Source organism: uncultured Phyllobacterium sp., assembly GCF_902479695.1.
In the GTDB taxonomy this organism is placed as follows: domain Bacteria; phylum Pseudomonadota; class Alphaproteobacteria; order Rhizobiales; family Rhizobiaceae; genus Phyllobacterium; species Phyllobacterium calauticae.
Window position 1 is genome coordinate 1 of sequence record NZ_CABSQF010000050.1, and the last position, 16887, is coordinate 16887.

The following is a 16887-nucleotide window of genomic DNA, read 5'->3' on the forward strand; positions in this document are numbered from 1 at the left end:
GGGCAGGTGGGAGTGCCATTGATGGCGCTGGTGATGCCGCCGGTGCAGGCGGCCGCGATCATGCTGCCGATCCTCATCATCATGGATGTCGCCAGCCTGTGGAGCTGGCGCGGCTACCGCGATGCGAAAACCCTCAAGCTGATGCTGCCGGGTGCATTGCTGGGTGTCGGAATAGGCTGGCTGACCGCATCGGTGGTGACCGATGACATGGTCAAGCTCATTGTCGGTGCTGTCGCGATCATCTTTTTTGCCCGTTATGTCTTTGCCAGTGCCGCCAAACGCGCCACCGCACAACCGCACAATGCCGGCGCCGCAACCTTCTGGTCGACCATCGCCGGGTTCACAAGTTTCGTCGCCCATGCGGGCGGCCCGCCCTATCAGGTCTATGCCCTGCCGCTGCGGCAGGATCCGAAAGTTTACAATGGCACGAGCGTGATTTTCTTCGCGATCGTCAATGCCGTGAAGGTCATCCCGTATTTTGCGCTGGGGCAGTTCGATGCCGAGAACCTCAAGGCGGCGGCGGTTCTGGTGCCGATTGCACCGCTGGCGACCTTTGCCGGCGCGTGGATCGTCAAACGCATGCGGCCGGAGGTGTTCTATCCCTTCATGTACATCATGATCCTATTGATGGGATTGAAGCTTTCCTACGATGGATTAGCCGCCTTGTTATAATTATGAACGAAAGTTGATCAGCCGAATCGCAACTTTCGGACTATGTAAACATTATCAACTGCAACCGTCGGACCAACCGCTCCCTCACGAGGCCGGGAGTGCTGTGATTGAATATTGCATGACAGGAATTGGTGAACGCTATGACACAGACGCAGCTCAAACAGCGGGACACCCGCATTGATGTCTTCCGGGCTTTGGCACTGCTGACCATCTTCATCAATCACGTGCCGGGAACCGTTTTCGAACATCTCACCCACAGGAATTTCGGATTTTCCGATTCGGCCGAGGCCTTTGTGCTGATCTCCGGCATTTCCGTCGGTCTTGCCTATGGGGCCAAATTTGAACCGGGCAGCCGCTTTCTGATCACGCTGAAGGCATGGCGCCGGGCGGCGACGCTGTACAGCGCCCATATCCTGACGACGGTCGCGACGCTTGCGATCTTCTGCGCCGCCGGGCTTTATCTCAACCGCCCGGAATTCATGTCCTTCATCAATATCGGGCCGTTGATGGACAGCCCGGCCGAGGCGCTCATCGGCCTAGCGACGATGGGGCATCAGCTTGGCTACAACAATATCCTGTCGATGTACGGCGTGCTGCTGCTCATGTTGCCGCTGTTCCTGTTCCTCGCCAATATCAACCTGTCGCTGATGGTCGGGGCGTCCGGGCTCCTGTGGCTGGTGTCGGGTGTCTACCGGATTGCACCGCCGAATTACCCGACCGAAGGCGTCTGGTTCCTCAACCCGTTGTCATGGCAGTTCCTGTTCGTCATCGGCATTGCCGGTGTGATGCATGTGCGCCGGGGCGGGCAAATCCCGTTCAACAAATACCTGTTCGGTGTCGCGGTCGGCTATATCCTGCTGGCGTTGATCTGGGTGCGGGTACCGCTGTGGGGTGTCAATACATCGATGGGATTGCCCATGGTGATCACCGGTTTCGACAAGACGTTCCTGTCGCTGACCCGCCTGGCGCATATCCTGGCGATCGCCTATGTCATCGTCTCGGTACCGGCTATTTCCAACCTGGCGCGGACGCCGGAAGATCACCCGCTCGCCATCCTCGGCAAGCATTCGCTGCCGGTGTTTGTTGCCGGAACGATCCTTGCCATGGTCGCGCAGATCGTCAAGGTGATGAACCCCGGCGACGAACTGGATGACACGCTGCTGATTGCCAGCGGAATCATGGCGCAGTTTGCCCTGGCGCATTACCTGGAATGGCTGCCGAGCATCGGATGGGGCAACACGCGTCCTGCCCTGCAGCAGGCGCAGCCGGTGAAATCGAAACTGGTGATTGCCGGCCGGCCGGTCAACGCTGCCGCGATGAGTTCAGGCATGAAATCCGGAACCGCCAAGTCGGCGGTCTCCTGACCGGCCGCACCGGCTTTTGCCGGGTGGCCCGGAAAAACCGATAGCCATCTTTTGCTGGCTTGGTCTAAGCTTTGCCCATGGAAGCGTTGGGAGGCGTGCATGGGTGGAATCTTTGATCGTGATCTTGAGCGCAATGCGGCCAATTACCAGCCGCTGACGCCGCTGACCTATCTGGAACGGGCAGCGCGGGTCTATCCGTCGAGAACGGCGATCATCCATGGTGCGCAGCGCTTCGATTATGGCACGTTCTACCGCCGCACCCGGCAGCTCGCATCGGCACTGTCGCGCCGCGGTATCGGCAAGGGCGATACGGTCACGGTGATGCTGTCCAACACGCCGCCCATGCTGGAGGCGCATTTCGGCGTGCCGATGACGAAGGCGGTGCTGCATTCGATCAACACGCGCCTCGACGCGGCAGTCATCGCGTTCCAGCTCGATCACGCGGAAACCAGGATCGCCATTGTCGATACGGAATTTTCCGGCGTTTTCCGCGAGGCGCTGGCACTCGCCAGGGTCAAGCCGCTGGTCATTGATTTCGTCGACACGCAATATCCCGCCGACGCACCCTATCCGCAGGGTGAGCCGTTCGGCGCGGTGGACTATGAGACCTTCGTTGCGGGCGGGGACCCGGATTACGCCTGGGCGATGCCCGATGACGAATGGGATTCGATCACCCTCAACTACACATCCGGCACGACAGGCGATCCGAAGGGTGTTGTCTATCATCATCGCGGCGCGGCGCTGATGGGCTATGGCAATGTGGTCGCCTCCGGCATGGGGCGCTATCCCGTCTATCTGTGGACCCTGCCGATGTTCCACTGCAATGGCTGGTGTTTTCCATGGACGCTTGCCCTGCAGTTCGGCACTCATGTCTGCCTGCGCTGGGTGCGGGCAAAGCAGATCTACGATGCCATTGCCGATCTGGGCGTGACGCATCTGTGCGGGGCGCCGATTGTCATGTCCGTGCTGATCAATGCGGCGGAAAAGGACAAACGCGATTTCCCGCAAACGGTGACGTTCAACACGGCTGCCGCACCGCCGCCGGAATCCATTCTGGCCGGCATGGCCGAGGCGGGATTTGCGGTCACGCATCTCTACGGCTTGACAGAGACCTACGGCCCTGCCGTCGTCAATGAATGGCAGGATGAATGGGATGCGCTGGAGGCATCCTCGCGCACAGCCAAGAAGGCGCGGCAGGGCGTGCGCTATACGGCGCTCGAAGATCTGACGGTGCTCGATCCAGAAACCATGCAGCCCGTGCCGGCCGATGGCGAGACCATCGGCGAGGTGATGTTCCGCGGCAATATCGTCATGAAGGGGTACCTGAAAAACCGGCCGGCCAGCGATGCGGCCTTTTCAGGCGGCTGGTTCCACTCCGGCGATCTCGGCGTGATGTATCCGGACGGTTATATCCAGCTGAAGGACCGTTCGAAGGACATCATCATTTCCGGCGGCGAAAACATTTCATCCATCGAGGTGGAGGACGCGCTCTACAAGTTCCCGGCCGTGGCCGCCTGTGCGGTCGTGGCGCGGCCGGACGACAAGTGGGGCGAGACGCCGCTTGCCTTCGTCGAGCTGAAGCCGGGCCAGACGGCGACGGAAGAGGAACTGATCGCCCATTGCCGCACCCTGCTCGCACGTTTCAAGGTGCCGCGGCACGTGCTGTTCGAAGACATACCGAAGACATCGACCGGGAAAATCCAGAAGTTCGAGCTGCGCAAACGCGCCAGGCTGATGCTGGATTGAGGCGTTGCGGGGCGGATTGGTTGCAACTGCGCTGTCGGCATTAACCACTTGTTAAGCATTACAAGCTATAAATTGATCATCCAGTTTTCTGGATTCTTACCAAGTGGTTTGGCCACTTTGTTTGACGCCTCCCTGTTAGACTCCTGAGAGCCGCCACGTTTTGCGGCTCTTTTTTTATGTTCATATCTCTGCGGCGGACCTGACGTTAACCCTTTATTAAGGATAAACTTGCGCTCATGTGTGCATACGGGCAGGTTGATGGGGAATACTACCCGTTGGCCGTTGTGGTGATCCGCTTGCTGTCCCAGTAAGAGAGCGCTGCTTTGAGAATCAGCGGATTTTTAATGACAGGGCATGACATGGTTGAACAGGAATACCACGCTGACAATACAATCCGGCTGGCCGACCGCATGGTCCGCTCGGAAACGTTCAATCATATCTATGACGAAGGCATGGGTCTGGTCGAGGAGGCGGCTGCCTATCTCGACGGCGAAGGCCGGGCGGAAGCCAAGCGGCTGAGCCGCGTTGCCGCCACGCTCTATGCGGCCGAATCCATGCGCCTGACGACGCGTCTCATGCAGGTTGCCTCGTGGCTGCTGTTGCAGCGGGCATCGCGCAGCGGAGAAATGACCCAGGAACAGGTGCTGTCCGAAAAGGCGAAAGTGCGGCTCGATACGGATTCCGCCCCGGAAACCGTCGAAGGCTGGGACGAGATTCCCTTCGATTACTGCGATCTGGTGCACCGTTCACTGCGCCTGCAGGCCCGCGTCCGCCAGATGGATGACGAGATCTACAATGAAGGCGGCAGCACGACCCACAGGCGGATGCTGACGACCAACCCGGTCTCGGATCAGATCAGCCTGCTGGCCACGGCCTTCGCCCATCGCTGATGACAGCACGATAATCGTGCATAACAGGGTGGTTTGTTTCTCTTTTGTTCACCTTTCTGCTGTCAAGTTCCCTGACAGCTCGATAAGGTCCCGACATGAAAGAAGCGATTCGCATCATTGGCATTGATCCCGGCCTGCGCCGCACCGGCTGGGGCATCATCGAGACGCTCGGCAATTCGCTGCGCTTTGTCGCCTCGGGTACGATCCTTTCCGACGCCAAGCTTGATCTCGCCTCGCGCCTTTGCCAGCTGCATGACGGCCTTGCTGGAATCATTCACGGCCAGATGCCGCACGAGGCGGCGGTCGAACATACCTTCGTCAACAAGGATGCCACGGCGACGCTGAAACTCGGACAGGCGCGCGGTATCGCCCTGCTTGTTCCCGCGCGGGCGGGATTGCCCGTTGCCGAATATGCGCCCAATGCGGTCAAGAAAGCGGTGATCGGCGTCGGGCATGGGGAAAAGAAACAGATTCACATGATGGTCAAGGTGCTGATGCCCAAGGCAACGTTCGATACGGATGATGCGGCGGATGCGCTGGCGGTTGCCATCTGTCACGCGCATCACCGGCAAAGCGCCATCGGCCGCATTGCCATCGAACGCAAACTGGCGGCACAGCTATGATCGGAAAACTCAAGGGCACTGTCGATGAAATCGCCGAGGATCACGTGATTCTCGATGTGCACGGTGTCGGCTACGTCGCCTATTGCTCGGCGCGGACGCTGTCGAACATGCCGGGGCCGGGTGAAGCGGCGGTGCTGCTCATCGAAACCTATGTGCGGGAAGACCTGATCCGTCTGTTCGGCTTCGGTACGGCGCTGGAACGCGAATGGTTCCGCCTGCTGCAGAGCGTGCAGGGCATCGGTGCCAAGGTTGCGCTGAGCGTTCTGGGAACCCTGTCGCCCTCCGATCTCGCCAATGCGATTGCGCTGCGCGACATCGCCATGGTCAGCCGGGCGCCGGGTGTCGGCAAGAAGGTGGCGGAACGCATCGTCATCGAACTCAAGAACAAGGCACCAGCCTTTGCCGGCGAGGCCATGGGCACCATCGGCCTCAAGCAGGAACTGGGCGAAGGCGTTGCCCCGGCGCCGGTGGCCGACGCCGTATCGGCCCTGACCAATCTCGGCTATTCGCGCGACCAAGCCGCCAATGCCATCAGCGCCGCCCTGCGCGATGCGGGTGAAGAGGCCGATTCCGCCAAGCTGATCCGGCTTGGCCTGAAGGAACTTTCCCGGTGACATGGTTGCCTGATACCGCACACTGTGCGAGGACATCCGCATGAGTGATGTCAGCCGATTGATAACCCCCGACAAGCGCGGCGAAGATGCCGATACGTCGTTGCGCCCGCAGACGCTGAACGATTTTGTCGGGCAGGCGGCGGCGCGCGCCAATCTGAAAGTCTTCATCGAAGCCGCCAAATCACGCGGCGAGGCGCTGGATCACGTGCTCTTCGTCGGGCCGCCCGGTCTGGGCAAGACGACGTTGGCGCAGATCATGGCCAAGGAACTCGGCGTCAATTTCCGCTCGACGTCCGGGCCGGTGATTGCCAAGGCGGGCGATCTTGCTGCGCTGTTGACCAATCTGGAAGAAAACGACGTTCTCTTCATCGACGAAATCCATCGTCTTAATCCGGCGGTGGAGGAAATCCTCTATCCGGCCATGGAAGACTACCAGCTTGACCTGATCATCGGCGAGGGGCCTGCGGCGCGCTCGGTCAAGATCGATCTGGCCAAGTTCACGCTGGTTGCGGCGACGACGCGCCTCGGGCTTCTGACGACGCCGCTGCGGGATCGTTTCGGTATTCCGGTCCGGCTGAATTTCTATACGGTCGAGGAGCTTGAGCATATCGTCCGGCGCGGCGCGCGCATCATGGGCATCGGCATGACCGATGACGGTGCGCTTGAGGTGGCGCGGCGCGCCCGCGGCACACCGCGCATTGCCGGGCGGCTTCTGCGCCGGGTGCGCGACTTTGCCATTGTCGACGGCAAGGATTCCATCGACCGCCAGACGGCCGATTCCGCGCTGCTGCGTCTCGAGGTGGATGCGCTGGGGCTCGATCAGCTCGACCGGCGGTACCTCTCGATGATTGCGCACAATTTCGGTGGCGGACCCGTCGGCATCGAAACCATCGCCGCGGGGCTTTCCGAACCGCGCGATGCGATCGAGGATATTATCGAACCCTACCTGATCCAGCAGGGCTTTATCCAGCGCACGCCGCGCGGACGCATGCTGACCGCCAATGCCTGGAAACATCTGGGCCTGAACGCACCGTCCGACACCATCCAGCAGATCAGCCTGTTTCAGGAAGACGAGGATTGATGGGGCGTGACCCTGGAACGCGCATGCGGCACCGCGCATAATCGCACTGGACAAAACGCTGGCTGTACCGGCAAAAGGAGGGATCATGAGCGAAAACAATCCTTCCCTGCCGCCCCTCGGCGGCCTTGCCGGTGAACTCACTTCCTTCGGCCACCGTCTCCTGGCGCGGGTCTATTATGCCGACACGGATTTCTCCGGCATTGTCTATCACGGGCGCTATCTGGAATTTCTGGAGCGCGGCCGCACCGATTATCTGCGCCTGCTTGGCGTTCACCACTCGGAACTCGCCGACGGCAAGCATGGCGAAAGCATTGTCTGGGTGGTGCGGCGCATGGAAATCGATTTCCGGGGCGCTGCCCGCATCGACGACGTGCTGACGATCGAAACGCGCACGGCGGAAATCTCCGGCGCGCGGGTCAAGATGGCCCAGACCATCAAACGGGGCGATGATCTGCTGATTTCAGCTGCCGTCGAAGCGGCGCTGATCAACAATGCCGGACGGCCGCGTCGGTTTCCCGCGGAATGGATCAAACTTTTTCAGCCGGAATCCTGATGTCATGGCGTTTAAATGACGCACAGGTGCTGAATCATAACTGATCCTTAACCATAACAAACCATGAATAAGGCCATGAAACGGGGCGTTTTGCGTTAACGCCTTCGTTTTACCAAAATTAACCGTGAGAAGCCGCGGTATGAATACTGGAAAAAGTCCGGTCTCAGAACGTGGCTTTCGAAATTTAGTGAGCGACGATGGATGCCGGTCAGGCGTTCGGCCGGGTTCCAAAGAAATAAAGTGGCGCGTGGTCGTATTGCCGGACCATTTATACTTCGGTGGACCAAGCACGGGTATGAGAGACGATTGCAGCCCGGTTGAAATACCGGGTTTTCGGATTCGAGGGTAGTGGATATGGAAAATTTAGCGGTTGCCGTTCAGACATCGGACGTCTCCCTCTGGGGATTGTTCTGGCAGGCCGGATTCATCGTCAAGCTGGTCATGATCGGCCTTCTGGGTGCTTCCATCTGGACCTGGGCGATCATCATCGACAAGGTACTCGGCTATGGTCGCGCCAAGCGCGCCTTTGACCGTTTCGAACAGGTTTTCTGGTCCGGCCAGTCGCTGGAAGAGCTTTACCGCAACCTGGGCGAAAAGCGCACGACCGGCATGGGCTCCATTTTCATCGCCGCGATGCGCGAGTGGAAAAAGTCCTTCGAAAAGGGCGCCCGTTCCCCCATCGCCCTGCAGATGCGTATCGACAAGGCGATGGATGTCGCCCTTTCACGCGAAAGTGATATTCTCGCCGCCCGCCTCGGCTTTCTGGCGACCATCGGTTCGGCCGGCCCCTTCATCGGCCTGTTCGGCACGGTCATCGGCATCATGACATCGTTCATGGGCATTGCCGGTTCGAAGTCCACCAGCCTCGCGGTTGTCGCGCCCGGTATCGCCGAAGCGCTGCTGGCGACGGCCATTGGCCTGGTTGCCGCCATCCCGGCGGTTATCGCCTACAACAAACTGTCAAGCGATGCGGGCAAACTGACCGCACGCATGGAAGGCTTTGCGGACGAGTTCTCCGCCATACTCTCGCGGCAAATCGATGAGAAGCTGGCGCCGCGTTCTTAAGCAACTGATTTTACAAGTGCGGGATTGAATGCCATGGGCATGTCTGTTGGTAACAAGGGTTCAGGGGGACGCGGCCGGCGCGGCCGTGCCAGCAAGGCGTTGATGAGTGAAATCAACGTGACGCCGCTGGTCGACGTCATGCTCGTGCTCCTGATCATTTTCATGGTGACGGCACCGATGATGACGGTGGGCGTGCCCATCGACATGCCGGAAACCCAGGCCAAGGCGCTGAACAGCGAAACCAACCCGATCTATGTGACGATCAACCAGAAGGGCCAGGTCTTCCTGCAGGAAACCGAAATCCCGATCGAGGAAATCGTCCCGAAACTCCAGGCGATTGCCAAGACCGGCTATGAAGAGCGCATCTTTGTCAAAGGCGACAAGGCTGCCGACTATGGCACGATCATGAAGGTCATGGCGCGCATTTCCGGTTCCGGATTCAAGAATATCGGTCTCGTCAGCCTTCCGGAAGGCAGCTGATAAGTCATGAAGACGAGTGTTGCATCCTCCGCCATTATCCACGCCGTTATCCTCGGCTGGGGGCTGTTGACCTTTTCTGCGCCAAAACCGATGGATTTGGCCAATTCCGAATCGCTGCCGATCGAAATCATCTCCGATACAAGCCAGTTGCAAAAGGGTGACGTAAAGGCGCCGAAGGCCGAAAAGGCAACGCCGAAGCCGACGGAAAAGCCGCAGACCAAACCGGATGCGCAGATCATCGGCGACGCTGAAACAGATGTCGAGACCAAGCCGATCCCTTCGACCAAGCCAAAGGTAGTGGAGTCGGCCGAGGCCCCGAAGCAATCGGACGTGCCTGTTGCCAAGCCGGATCCGAATCTCGAAGTGAAGACCGAAGCCAAGCCGGTTCCGGCCCCTGCGACGGAAATAGCGCCGGAGGCAAAGCCAAAGCAGGACGTCACGCCCGAACCGATCACGGCGGCGATCAAGGATACCAAGCCGGCACCGACACCGGATGCGACGAAGGTGGAGCCAACGCCGCAGGCGGAAAAGCCGGCCGAGGAAGCCTTCAAGCTGCCGCAGAACGTGGCGAAGCCTGAGGACAAGCCCAAGCCTGCCCAGGCACAGACCGCGACGACGCCGGAGCGCAAGGAAACCAAGGAAACGCCGAAACCCACCAAGACCGCGCCGACACCGTCCAAAGACAAGAGCGGGATTGCCGATCAGGTTGCCGAATTGCTCAATCACGAGAAGCCTTCCGGCGGCGGTGCCAAGCGTTCGACGGAGCAGGCATCGCTCGGCGCCACCAAATCGACAGGCGGCGCCAAGCTCAGCCAGAACGAGATGGACGCGCTGCGCGGGCTTATCTCGAAGAACTGGATCAAGCCGGTCGGTGCGCCTGACTTCCCGGACATGGTCGTGGTGGTCAAGTTCCGCCTCACCAAGACCGGCGAAATTGACGGCACGCCGACCGTCACCGGCAGCGGCGGCGATGCTGCGGTGCTGAGTGCGGCAAAGAGCAGTGCGCTGCGGGCAGTGATGCGCACCGCTCCGTACAATCTGCCGCAGGACAAATATGCAGGTGGCTGGGACGTTGTCGAACTGACGTTCCATCCCGCTGTAGATGACTAATAGGCCAGCCAAAAGAGGGCCCTGAACTTATGCTGAAAATTACCCGGACTATTTTCCCAATCTTCGTGACGCTTGTTGCGACATTGGCAATCGCGATACTGCCAGCACGGGCTGAGCTCAAACTCGATATCACCAAGGGTGTTGTCGAGCCGATGCCCATCGCCATTACGGATTTCCTTTCCGGCGATCAGCTTGGTGCCAATATTACGGGCGTCATTGCAGCCGATCTGGAACGGTCCGGCCTTTTTGCCCCGATCGACAAGGGCGCGTTCATCGAGAAGATTTCCAATCCCGATGCCGCACCGCGTTTCGAGGACTGGAAAGTCATCAACGCGCAGGCGCTTGTCACCGGCCGGGTCACCAAGCAGCCGGATGGCAGGCTCAAGGCGGAATTCCGCCTCTGGGATACATTCGCCGGCCAGCAGCTTGACGGGCAGCAGTTCTTCACCTCGCCCGACAGCTGGCGCCGCGTCGCCCATATCATTGCCGATGCCATCTACCAGAAGCTAACGGGTGAAAAAGGCTACTTCGACACGCGCGTCGTGTTTGTCGATGAATCCGGCACCCGGGAAAAGCGCGTCAAGCGTCTGGCCATCATGGATCAGGACGGTGCCAATGTGCGCTATCTGACCAATGGCAAGGACCTGGTGCTGACACCGCGCTTTTCACCGAGCCGCCAGGAAATCACCTATATGTCGTTCGAAGGCGCCAAGCCGCAGGTTTATCTCCTGCAGCTGGAAACCGGACAGCGTGAACTCGTCGGCAACTTCCCCGGCATGACGATTGCGCCGCGCTTCTCCTCCGACGGGCAGAAAGTGGCCATGAGCCTTCTGCAGGATGATGGCAGCGCCAATATCTACGCGATGGATGTGCGTAGCCGCACGACGACCCGCCTGACCAGCACCAGCGCCATCGATACCGGTGCATCCTATTCACCCGACAGTTCGCAGGTTGTGTTCGGATCCGACCGTGGCGGCCGGCCGCAAATCTACAAGATGGGCGCGGATGGTTCGAACCCGCAGCGCATCTCGTTCGGCGACGGTTCCTACTCCACGCCGGTCTGGTCGCCGCGCGGCGATCTGATCGCCTTTACCAAGCAGTCGGGCGGACAGTTCTCCATCGGCGTCATGAAGACGGACGGCTCGGGTGAACGCATCCTGACCAGCGGCTATCACGATGAAGGCCCGACCTGGGCTCCGAACGGCCGCGTCCTGATGTTCTACCGCTTCCCTCCCGGATCAAACAGCCCGCATCTGTTCACGATCGACCTGACGGGCCGCAACCTGCGCCAGATCCAGACACCCAATCTGGCATCCGATCCGGCATGGTCACCGCTTCTCGAGTGATTGCATCCTGATCAATCGATGATTTAAGACCATTCGCGGCGATGTTATCTCAACATTGCCGCGAATGTCGTTTTTCCGCCGCATTGTTTGCATTAAGGATGCAGGACATTCACTGATTTCGCTGTTAATCCTGGTGTTAAGAGTGGATTAACCCTGTTTCTTGAACTGGCCTTAACCTCGATATGGTTACTGCTTGTTCACCGAAACAATTCAATTCTTAAGGAGTCCAGGCTATGCGCCGCTTCGAAATGATCGCCCGCAGTCCAGTTGTCGTCGCCCTTTTCATGGCTCTCGCTATTGCGGGCTGTGCGAAGAAACCTATCAACAGCGCCGGTGATCTTGGCCTGAACGGTGCCGGTAGTGCCCGCCCGGGTTCGACCCAGGACTTCACGGTCAATGTTGGCGATCGCATTTTCTTCGATGTCGACTCCTCCGTCATCCGTGCGGATGCCCAGCAGACCCTCTCCAAGCAGGCTCAGTGGCTGCAGCGCTACCCCAACTACACCATCACCGTTGAAGGTCATGCGGACGAACGCGGCACACGCGAATACAATCTGGCTCTCGGCCAGCGCCGTGCGGCTGCGGCCCGCAACTTCCTCGCGTCGCGCGGCCTGCCGGCTGCCCGCATCAAGACCATCTCCTATGGCAATGAACGTCCGGTTGCCGTGTGCGATGCCGACTCCTGCTGGTCGCAGAATCGCCGTGCCGTTACCGTTCTCGGCGGTGCTGGCAGCTAAGCCATACATCTCTGATGTAACTGCAGAAAAGCGGCCTTCGGGCCGCTTTTTTTGTCTCACCCGCGATCACAACAAAATTTGGCCGAAGTCGCGTTGCTCGTGTTAGATAGGTTCGCCGTAAATCGTTGCGGTGGTTAAATTCCCATATCAGGGGCGGTAAAGGAATGAACAAACGACTGAAAAGATTGGTTATGGCTGTGGCGGTTCTGCCTTTTCTGGCAACCGGCGCCAGCCATGCCTCGAACCTTGATGGCAGCTTTTTTCCCGCTGCGCCGAAGGCAAATGTCGGGAAAAGTGATGCGCCGATCCTTATGGCTCAGGCAGGCGATCCGCGTGTCAGCCAGCTGGAAGAGCAGATCAGGCAGCTGACAGGCAAGATCGAAGACCTTAATTTCCAGTTGCTGCAAATGCAGGAGCAGATGCGCAAGGTTCAGGAAGACAATGAGTTCCGTTTCCAGGAACTGGAAAAGAAGGGCGGCGGTAAGAAAACCGATGCCGGCGGCAAGGGCGACCGTACGGTTGCCGGTGTCGCGCCTTCTCGGACAACAGGGGAGGCATCGCCAGATGCCTCCGCTTACCCCGCCGCTCCGTCGCGGACATCCCCATCCGACAGCACCGATTCCGCTGCTATTGACCCTCAGCCCAATGCTCCGCAGTCTCCGCAGGTTGGCGAACCGCCGCGCGCGCTTGGACAGATTGAGTTCGATGCCAATGGCAACGTAATCGGTGAAACAAGGAACGACACCGCTCCGGCAGCCAATCCCAGCCTTGCGTCGCTGCCGCAGACGGATGATCCCAATGCGCTGTACCGGCAGGCCTATCAATTGTTCCTGTCCGGCGATTATCGCAATGCCGAAGCTGCCTTCCGCAGCCATATCGAGCGGTTCCCGAAAGATCCCTCCGATCCCGACGCGCGCTACTGGCTCGGCGAATCGCTGTATGGCCAGGAACGCTACCAGGAAGCGGCATCGGTCTTCATCGACAACCACAAGCAGTTTCCCGATTCCAAGAAGAGCCCGGAAAACCTGCTCAAGCTCGGCATGACGCTGGCGAAGATGAAGGACCACGATGTCGCCTGCGCCACCTTTGCAACGGTGAGCTCACGCTATCCCAGCCTCTCGGTCGCGCTCAAAGAGCGCGTGAAGAATGAACGTGCCGCCAACAAATGCTGACCATCGCCTCGATCCGGAAGAGATTTTCGCTGGAATCGATTTCGACCGTCTGACGGCGGTCGTCGTTGCCGTTTCCGGCGGCAGCGATTCTCTCGCTCTGCTTTTCCTGCTTGATGATCTGCGCAAAAGCCGCGCCGCCTTTCCCCGTATCGTTGCCGTCACCGTCGATCATGGGCTGCGGGCTGAATCAGCGGAGGAAGCTTTGTATGTCGCGGACCTGTGCAAGGCGGCGGATCTCGACCACCATATTGTCAACTGGGCTGGAGCCAAGCCCGCCACCGGGCTGTCCGCCAAGGCGCGCGAGGCCCGCTACCGGCTGCTTCGCGGCGCCGCCGGCGAAGCGGAAACCGATGTGATCCTGACCGGCCATACGCTGGACGATCAGAACGAGACGTTCATGATGCGCGCGGCGCGCGGCGGCGAACGCGGCCTTGCCGGCATGGCGCGGTTCACCCTGCTCGAGCGGGAGACATGGCTGGTCAGGCCGCTGCTCGGGATCAAGCGCGAAGACTTGCGCGGCTATCTGCGCGCGCGGGGGATCGTCTGGCGCGACGATCCGTCCAATGCCAATCCGCATTCCGAACGGGTGCAGGTCAGAGCGGCGCTGCAGGAACAGGGCAGCGGCGACATTCCAGCGCGCGTTGCCCGCAACGGCGCGCAGCGGCTTGCCGTCAACGGCGAGGCGGCGAAGCTCTTGCTGGGTCATGTCACGGTGACGGACGGCGTCAGGGCCGAGATGAACACCGCAGGTTTCGATCAATACGGCGATGACGCTCAACGTCTCGCCATGGGGGTTCTATTGGCCGCTATGGGCGGCCTGTCGTTTCTGCCGTCGGTGGAGGAATGCGGCAAGGCCGTCCGCCATCTCACCGGCGCGGATGGCCCCCGCCGCATGAGTCTTGGCCGCTGCATAATCCAGCGGGTTAACACAGGCGTAACCATATACCGTGAAATGCGTTCGATTCCCGATGCCGTCATCGCACCCGGTTGCGCCATCGTGTGGGATGGACGTTACCGCGTGTCGAATGGCGCCCCGATCGCGCTGCGGATCAGGGCGGCGGGCGATGACGGGGTGGTGTTTTTGCAGGAGGGCGGCTGCGGCAATGTGCACCGCGCTTCGATCGCATCCAGCCCGGCCTTGGTGGTCGAGGGCCGGATTGTTGCCGTTCCGGCCGGACCGCATCACGGGAATGTGCCTGCGGGGGTCGAGGTGACACGACACGTCGCCCTGTTCGATCATATCCTTTCAGGCTATGATGAAAACCTTGCCGCCAGCGTGGCAAAATTGTTTGGTTTGCGGGATTACAAGCGATTTTCTGTAAACCAGATTGATAAGAATTGATCTCAGTTTGATTGCCAGCCTTGGCAAGGCCATGCTTCGAACCTATGTTACGTGTAAATTCCGCGTCCTTGCGGTTGTGATTGATGGGACCCGATAATGAATCCTAACTACCGGAACTTCGCACTGTGGGCGATTATCGCTTTGCTTCTGATCGCGTTGTTCAACCTTTTTCAAAGCCCTTCCCAGCGTTCGGCATCCAGTGATGTGCCCTATTCGACGTTCATAACGGACGTGAATAATGGCCGCGTGAAAACGGTGACGATCGCCGGCAACCGCATCACGGGCACCTATGCCGACAATAACGCAACGTTCCAGACCTATTCGCCTGGGGATGCCGGCCTCGTCGGCCGCCTCGAGAGCAAGAATGTCCAGATCGCCGCCCGACCCGAGACCGATGGCTCGACATCGTTTGTCGGCATGCTGATCAACTGGCTGCCGATGATCCTGATCGTCGGCGTGTGGATTTTCTTCATGCGCCAGATGCAGGGCGGCTCGCGTGGCGCCATGGGTTTTGGCAAGTCCAAAGCCAAGCTGCTGACCGAGGCGCATGGGCGCGTGACGTTTCAGGACGTGGCCGGCGTTGACGAAGCCAAGGAAGATCTGGAAGAAATCGTCGAATTCCTGCGCGATGCGCAGAAATTCCAGCGGCTTGGCGGGCGCATTCCGCGCGGCGTGCTGCTCGTGGGCCCTCCCGGTACCGGTAAGACGCTTCTGGCGCGCGCCATCGCCGGTGAAGCCAATGTGCCGTTCTTCACCATCTCCGGTTCCGACTTCGTTGAAATGTTCGTCGGTGTCGGTGCATCGCGTGTGCGTGACATGTTCGAACAGGCGAAGAAGAATGCGCCCTGCATCATCTTCATCGACGAAATCGATGCGGTCGGCCGTCATCGCGGCGCCGGTCTGGGCGGCGGCAATGATGAACGCGAACAGACGCTGAACCAGCTGCTGGTCGAGATGGATGGTTTCGAGGCCAATGAAGGCGTCATCCTGATTGCTGCGACCAACCGTCCCGATGTTCTCGATCCCGCACTGCTGCGTCCGGGCCGTTTCGACCGTCAGGTTGTTGTGCCTAACCCGGATGTTTCCGGCCGTGAAAAGATCTTGAAGGTTCACGTCCGCAATGTTCCGCTGGCACCGAATGTCGATCTGAAGGTGCTGGCCCGCGGCACGCCCGGTTTCTCCGGTGCGGACCTGATGAACCTCGTCAATGAAGCGGCGCTGACGGCAGCGCGCCGCAACAAGCGTCTCGTTACCATGCTCGAATTCGAAGACGCCAAGGACAAGATCATGATGGGTGCCGAGCGCCGCTCGACAGCCATGACCCAGGCGGAAAAGGAACTGACGGCCTATCATGAAGCCGGTCACGCCATTGTGGCGCTGAACGTGGCGATGGCCGATCCCCTGCACAAGGCGACAATCATTCCGCGCGGCCGTGCGCTCGGCATGGTCATGCAGTTGCCGGAAGCCGACCGCTATTCCATGAGCTACAAGTGGATGATCTCGCGTCTGGCGATCATGATGGGCGGCCGTATTGCCGAAGAACTGAAATTCGGCAAGGAGAACATCACGTCGGGTGCTTCATCGGATATTGAGCAGGCCACCAAGCTTGCCCGGGCGATGGTGACCCGCTGGGGCTTCTCCGACAAGCTCGGTCATGTGGCTTACGGCGAAAATCAGGAAGAAGTGTTCCTTGGCCACTCCGTTGCCCGTACACAGAACGTATCCGAGGAGACGGCGCAGCTGATCGACGCGGAGGTCCGCAAGCTGATTGATGATGCCTATACGCAGGCACGCGTCATTCTGACAAAGAAGAAGAAGGAATGGATCGCGATTGCCGAGGGTCTGCTCGAATATGAGACACTGACAGGCGAAGAGATCAAGGCAATCATGGCGGGTAACAAACCAGCCCGTGATCTTGGCGATGATACGCCGCCGTCGCGCGGTTCGGCTGTTCCGAAAGCCGGTTCAGCCAAGAAGCCGCGCAAGGGCGATGAGCCTGACAAGGGGTTGGAACCCCAGCCGCAGTCCTGATTGCGGCACGCGCCAACAAGCAACGGCCGGTATTCACCGGCCGTTTTTGCACGGATTGTTC

General features: G+C 59.7%; 16 protein-coding genes. All 16 read left to right on the forward strand.

The annotated features are described in order from the left end of the window. Positions 1-672, forward strand: a 672-nt coding sequence (locus RDL77_RS21325) for a sulfite exporter TauE/SafE family protein (protein WP_288194625.1), incomplete at its 5' end; no start/stop codon positions are given. Positions 673-812: 140 nt separating this feature from the next. Next, positions 813-2036, forward strand: a complete 1224-nt coding sequence (locus RDL77_RS21330) for an OpgC family protein (protein WP_223613659.1) — start codon at positions 813-815, stop codon at positions 2034-2036. 99 nt (positions 2037-2135) lie between these two features. Further along, positions 2136-3782, forward strand: a complete 1647-nt coding sequence (locus RDL77_RS21335) for an acyl-CoA synthetase (RefSeq protein ID WP_288194626.1) — start codon at positions 2136-2138, stop codon at positions 3780-3782. A 359-nt stretch (positions 3783-4141) separates the two neighbouring features. After that, the gene (locus RDL77_RS21340; protein ID WP_374042772.1) at positions 4142-4672 is read left to right on the forward strand and encodes a DUF1465 family protein; all 531 of its coding nucleotides are present in this window, start codon (positions 4142-4144) and stop codon (positions 4670-4672) included. 95 nt (positions 4673-4767) lie between these two features. Then, positions 4768-5295, forward strand: a complete 528-nt coding sequence (gene ruvC / locus RDL77_RS21345) for a crossover junction endodeoxyribonuclease RuvC (protein ID WP_288194628.1) — start codon at positions 4768-4770, stop codon at positions 5293-5295. Further along, positions 5292-5909, forward strand: a complete 618-nt coding sequence (gene ruvA / locus RDL77_RS21350) for a Holliday junction branch migration protein RuvA (protein WP_223613656.1) — start codon at positions 5292-5294, stop codon at positions 5907-5909. The genes ruvC and ruvA overlap by 4 nt, the downstream gene beginning before the upstream one ends. Positions 5910-5949: 40 nt before the next feature. Continuing rightward, on the forward strand, positions 5950-6990 hold the full coding sequence (gene ruvB, locus RDL77_RS21355; protein WP_223613655.1) for a Holliday junction branch migration DNA helicase RuvB: 1041 nt from the start codon (positions 5950-5952) through the stop codon (positions 6988-6990). Between the two features lie 85 nt (positions 6991-7075). Next, on the forward strand, positions 7076-7543 hold the full coding sequence (gene ybgC / locus RDL77_RS21360) for a tol-pal system-associated acyl-CoA thioesterase (RefSeq protein WP_223613654.1): 468 nt from the start codon (positions 7076-7078) through the stop codon (positions 7541-7543). 354 nt (positions 7544-7897) lie between these two features. Further along, the gene (gene tolQ, locus RDL77_RS21365; RefSeq protein ID WP_105734448.1) at positions 7898-8608 is read left to right on the forward strand and encodes a protein TolQ; all 711 of its coding nucleotides are present in this window, start codon (positions 7898-7900) and stop codon (positions 8606-8608) included. 33 nt (positions 8609-8641) lie between these two features. Further along, positions 8642-9088, forward strand: coding sequence for a protein TolR (gene tolR, locus RDL77_RS21370; protein ID WP_105734449.1), 447 nt, complete (start codon positions 8642-8644; stop codon positions 9086-9088). 6 nt (positions 9089-9094) lie between these two features. Next, positions 9095-10198, forward strand: coding sequence for a hypothetical protein (locus tag RDL77_RS21375; RefSeq protein ID WP_288194629.1), 1104 nt, complete (start codon positions 9095-9097; stop codon positions 10196-10198). A gap of 29 nt (positions 10199-10227) precedes the next feature. Then, positions 10228-11544: a Tol-Pal system beta propeller repeat protein TolB gene (tolB, locus tag RDL77_RS21380; protein WP_223613652.1), complete on the forward strand. Its 1317-nt coding sequence runs from the start codon at positions 10228-10230 to the stop codon at positions 11542-11544. 233 nt (positions 11545-11777) lie between these two features. Beyond that, positions 11778-12281, forward strand: a complete 504-nt coding sequence (gene pal / locus RDL77_RS21385; RefSeq protein WP_223613651.1) for a peptidoglycan-associated lipoprotein Pal — start codon at positions 11778-11780, stop codon at positions 12279-12281. Between the two features lie 191 nt (positions 12282-12472). Next, a complete protein-coding gene (gene ybgF, locus RDL77_RS21390) occupies positions 12473-13453 on the forward strand; it encodes a tol-pal system protein YbgF (protein WP_288194630.1) in 981 nt (326 codons plus the stop codon). Continuing rightward, positions 13434-14795 carry a tRNA lysidine(34) synthetase TilS gene (gene tilS, locus RDL77_RS21395; protein ID WP_288194631.1) on the forward strand — a complete coding sequence of 454 codons (1362 nt, stop codon included), beginning with the start codon at positions 13434-13436 and terminating at the stop codon, positions 14793-14795. Before ybgF ends, tilS begins: the two co-directional genes overlap by 20 nt. 96 nt (positions 14796-14891) lie before the next feature. Next, positions 14892-16826, forward strand: coding sequence for an ATP-dependent zinc metalloprotease FtsH (gene ftsH, locus RDL77_RS21400; RefSeq protein WP_223613648.1), 1935 nt, complete (start codon positions 14892-14894; stop codon positions 16824-16826). Positions 16827-16887 lie beyond the last annotated feature (61 nt).

Excerpts from the sequence above, each read along its gene's own strand:
- ftsH (WP_223613648.1), top strand. The coding sequence starts at position 14,892 with ATGAATCCTAACTACCGGAACTTCGCACTGTGGGCGATTATCGCTTTG.
- ruvA (WP_223613656.1), top strand. The coding sequence starts at position 5,292 with ATGATCGGAAAACTCAAGGGCACTGTCGATGAAATCGCCGAGGATCAC.
- ybgC (WP_223613654.1), top strand. The coding sequence starts at position 7,076 with ATGAGCGAAAACAATCCTTCCCTGCCGCCCCTCGGCGGCCTTGCCGGT.
- RDL77_RS21335 (WP_288194626.1), top strand. The coding sequence starts at position 2,136 with ATGGGTGGAATCTTTGATCGTGATCTTGAGCGCAATGCGGCCAATTAC.
- tolR (WP_105734449.1), top strand. The coding sequence starts at position 8,642 with ATGGGCATGTCTGTTGGTAACAAGGGTTCAGGGGGACGCGGCCGGCGC.
- ybgF (WP_288194630.1), top strand. The coding sequence starts at position 12,473 with ATGGCTGTGGCGGTTCTGCCTTTTCTGGCAACCGGCGCCAGCCATGCC.
- RDL77_RS21330 (WP_223613659.1), top strand. The coding sequence starts at position 813 with ATGACACAGACGCAGCTCAAACAGCGGGACACCCGCATTGATGTCTTC.
- ruvB (WP_223613655.1), top strand. The coding sequence starts at position 5,950 with ATGAGTGATGTCAGCCGATTGATAACCCCCGACAAGCGCGGCGAAGAT.
- tolQ (WP_105734448.1), top strand. The coding sequence starts at position 7,898 with ATGGAAAATTTAGCGGTTGCCGTTCAGACATCGGACGTCTCCCTCTGG.
- RDL77_RS21375 (WP_288194629.1), top strand. The coding sequence starts at position 9,095 with ATGAAGACGAGTGTTGCATCCTCCGCCATTATCCACGCCGTTATCCTC.
- RDL77_RS21340 (WP_374042772.1), top strand. The coding sequence starts at position 4,142 with ATGGTTGAACAGGAATACCACGCTGACAATACAATCCGGCTGGCCGAC.
- ruvC (WP_288194628.1), top strand. The coding sequence starts at position 4,768 with ATGAAAGAAGCGATTCGCATCATTGGCATTGATCCCGGCCTGCGCCGC.
- tolB (WP_223613652.1), top strand. The coding sequence starts at position 10,228 with ATGCTGAAAATTACCCGGACTATTTTCCCAATCTTCGTGACGCTTGTT.
- pal (WP_223613651.1), top strand. The coding sequence starts at position 11,778 with ATGCGCCGCTTCGAAATGATCGCCCGCAGTCCAGTTGTCGTCGCCCTT.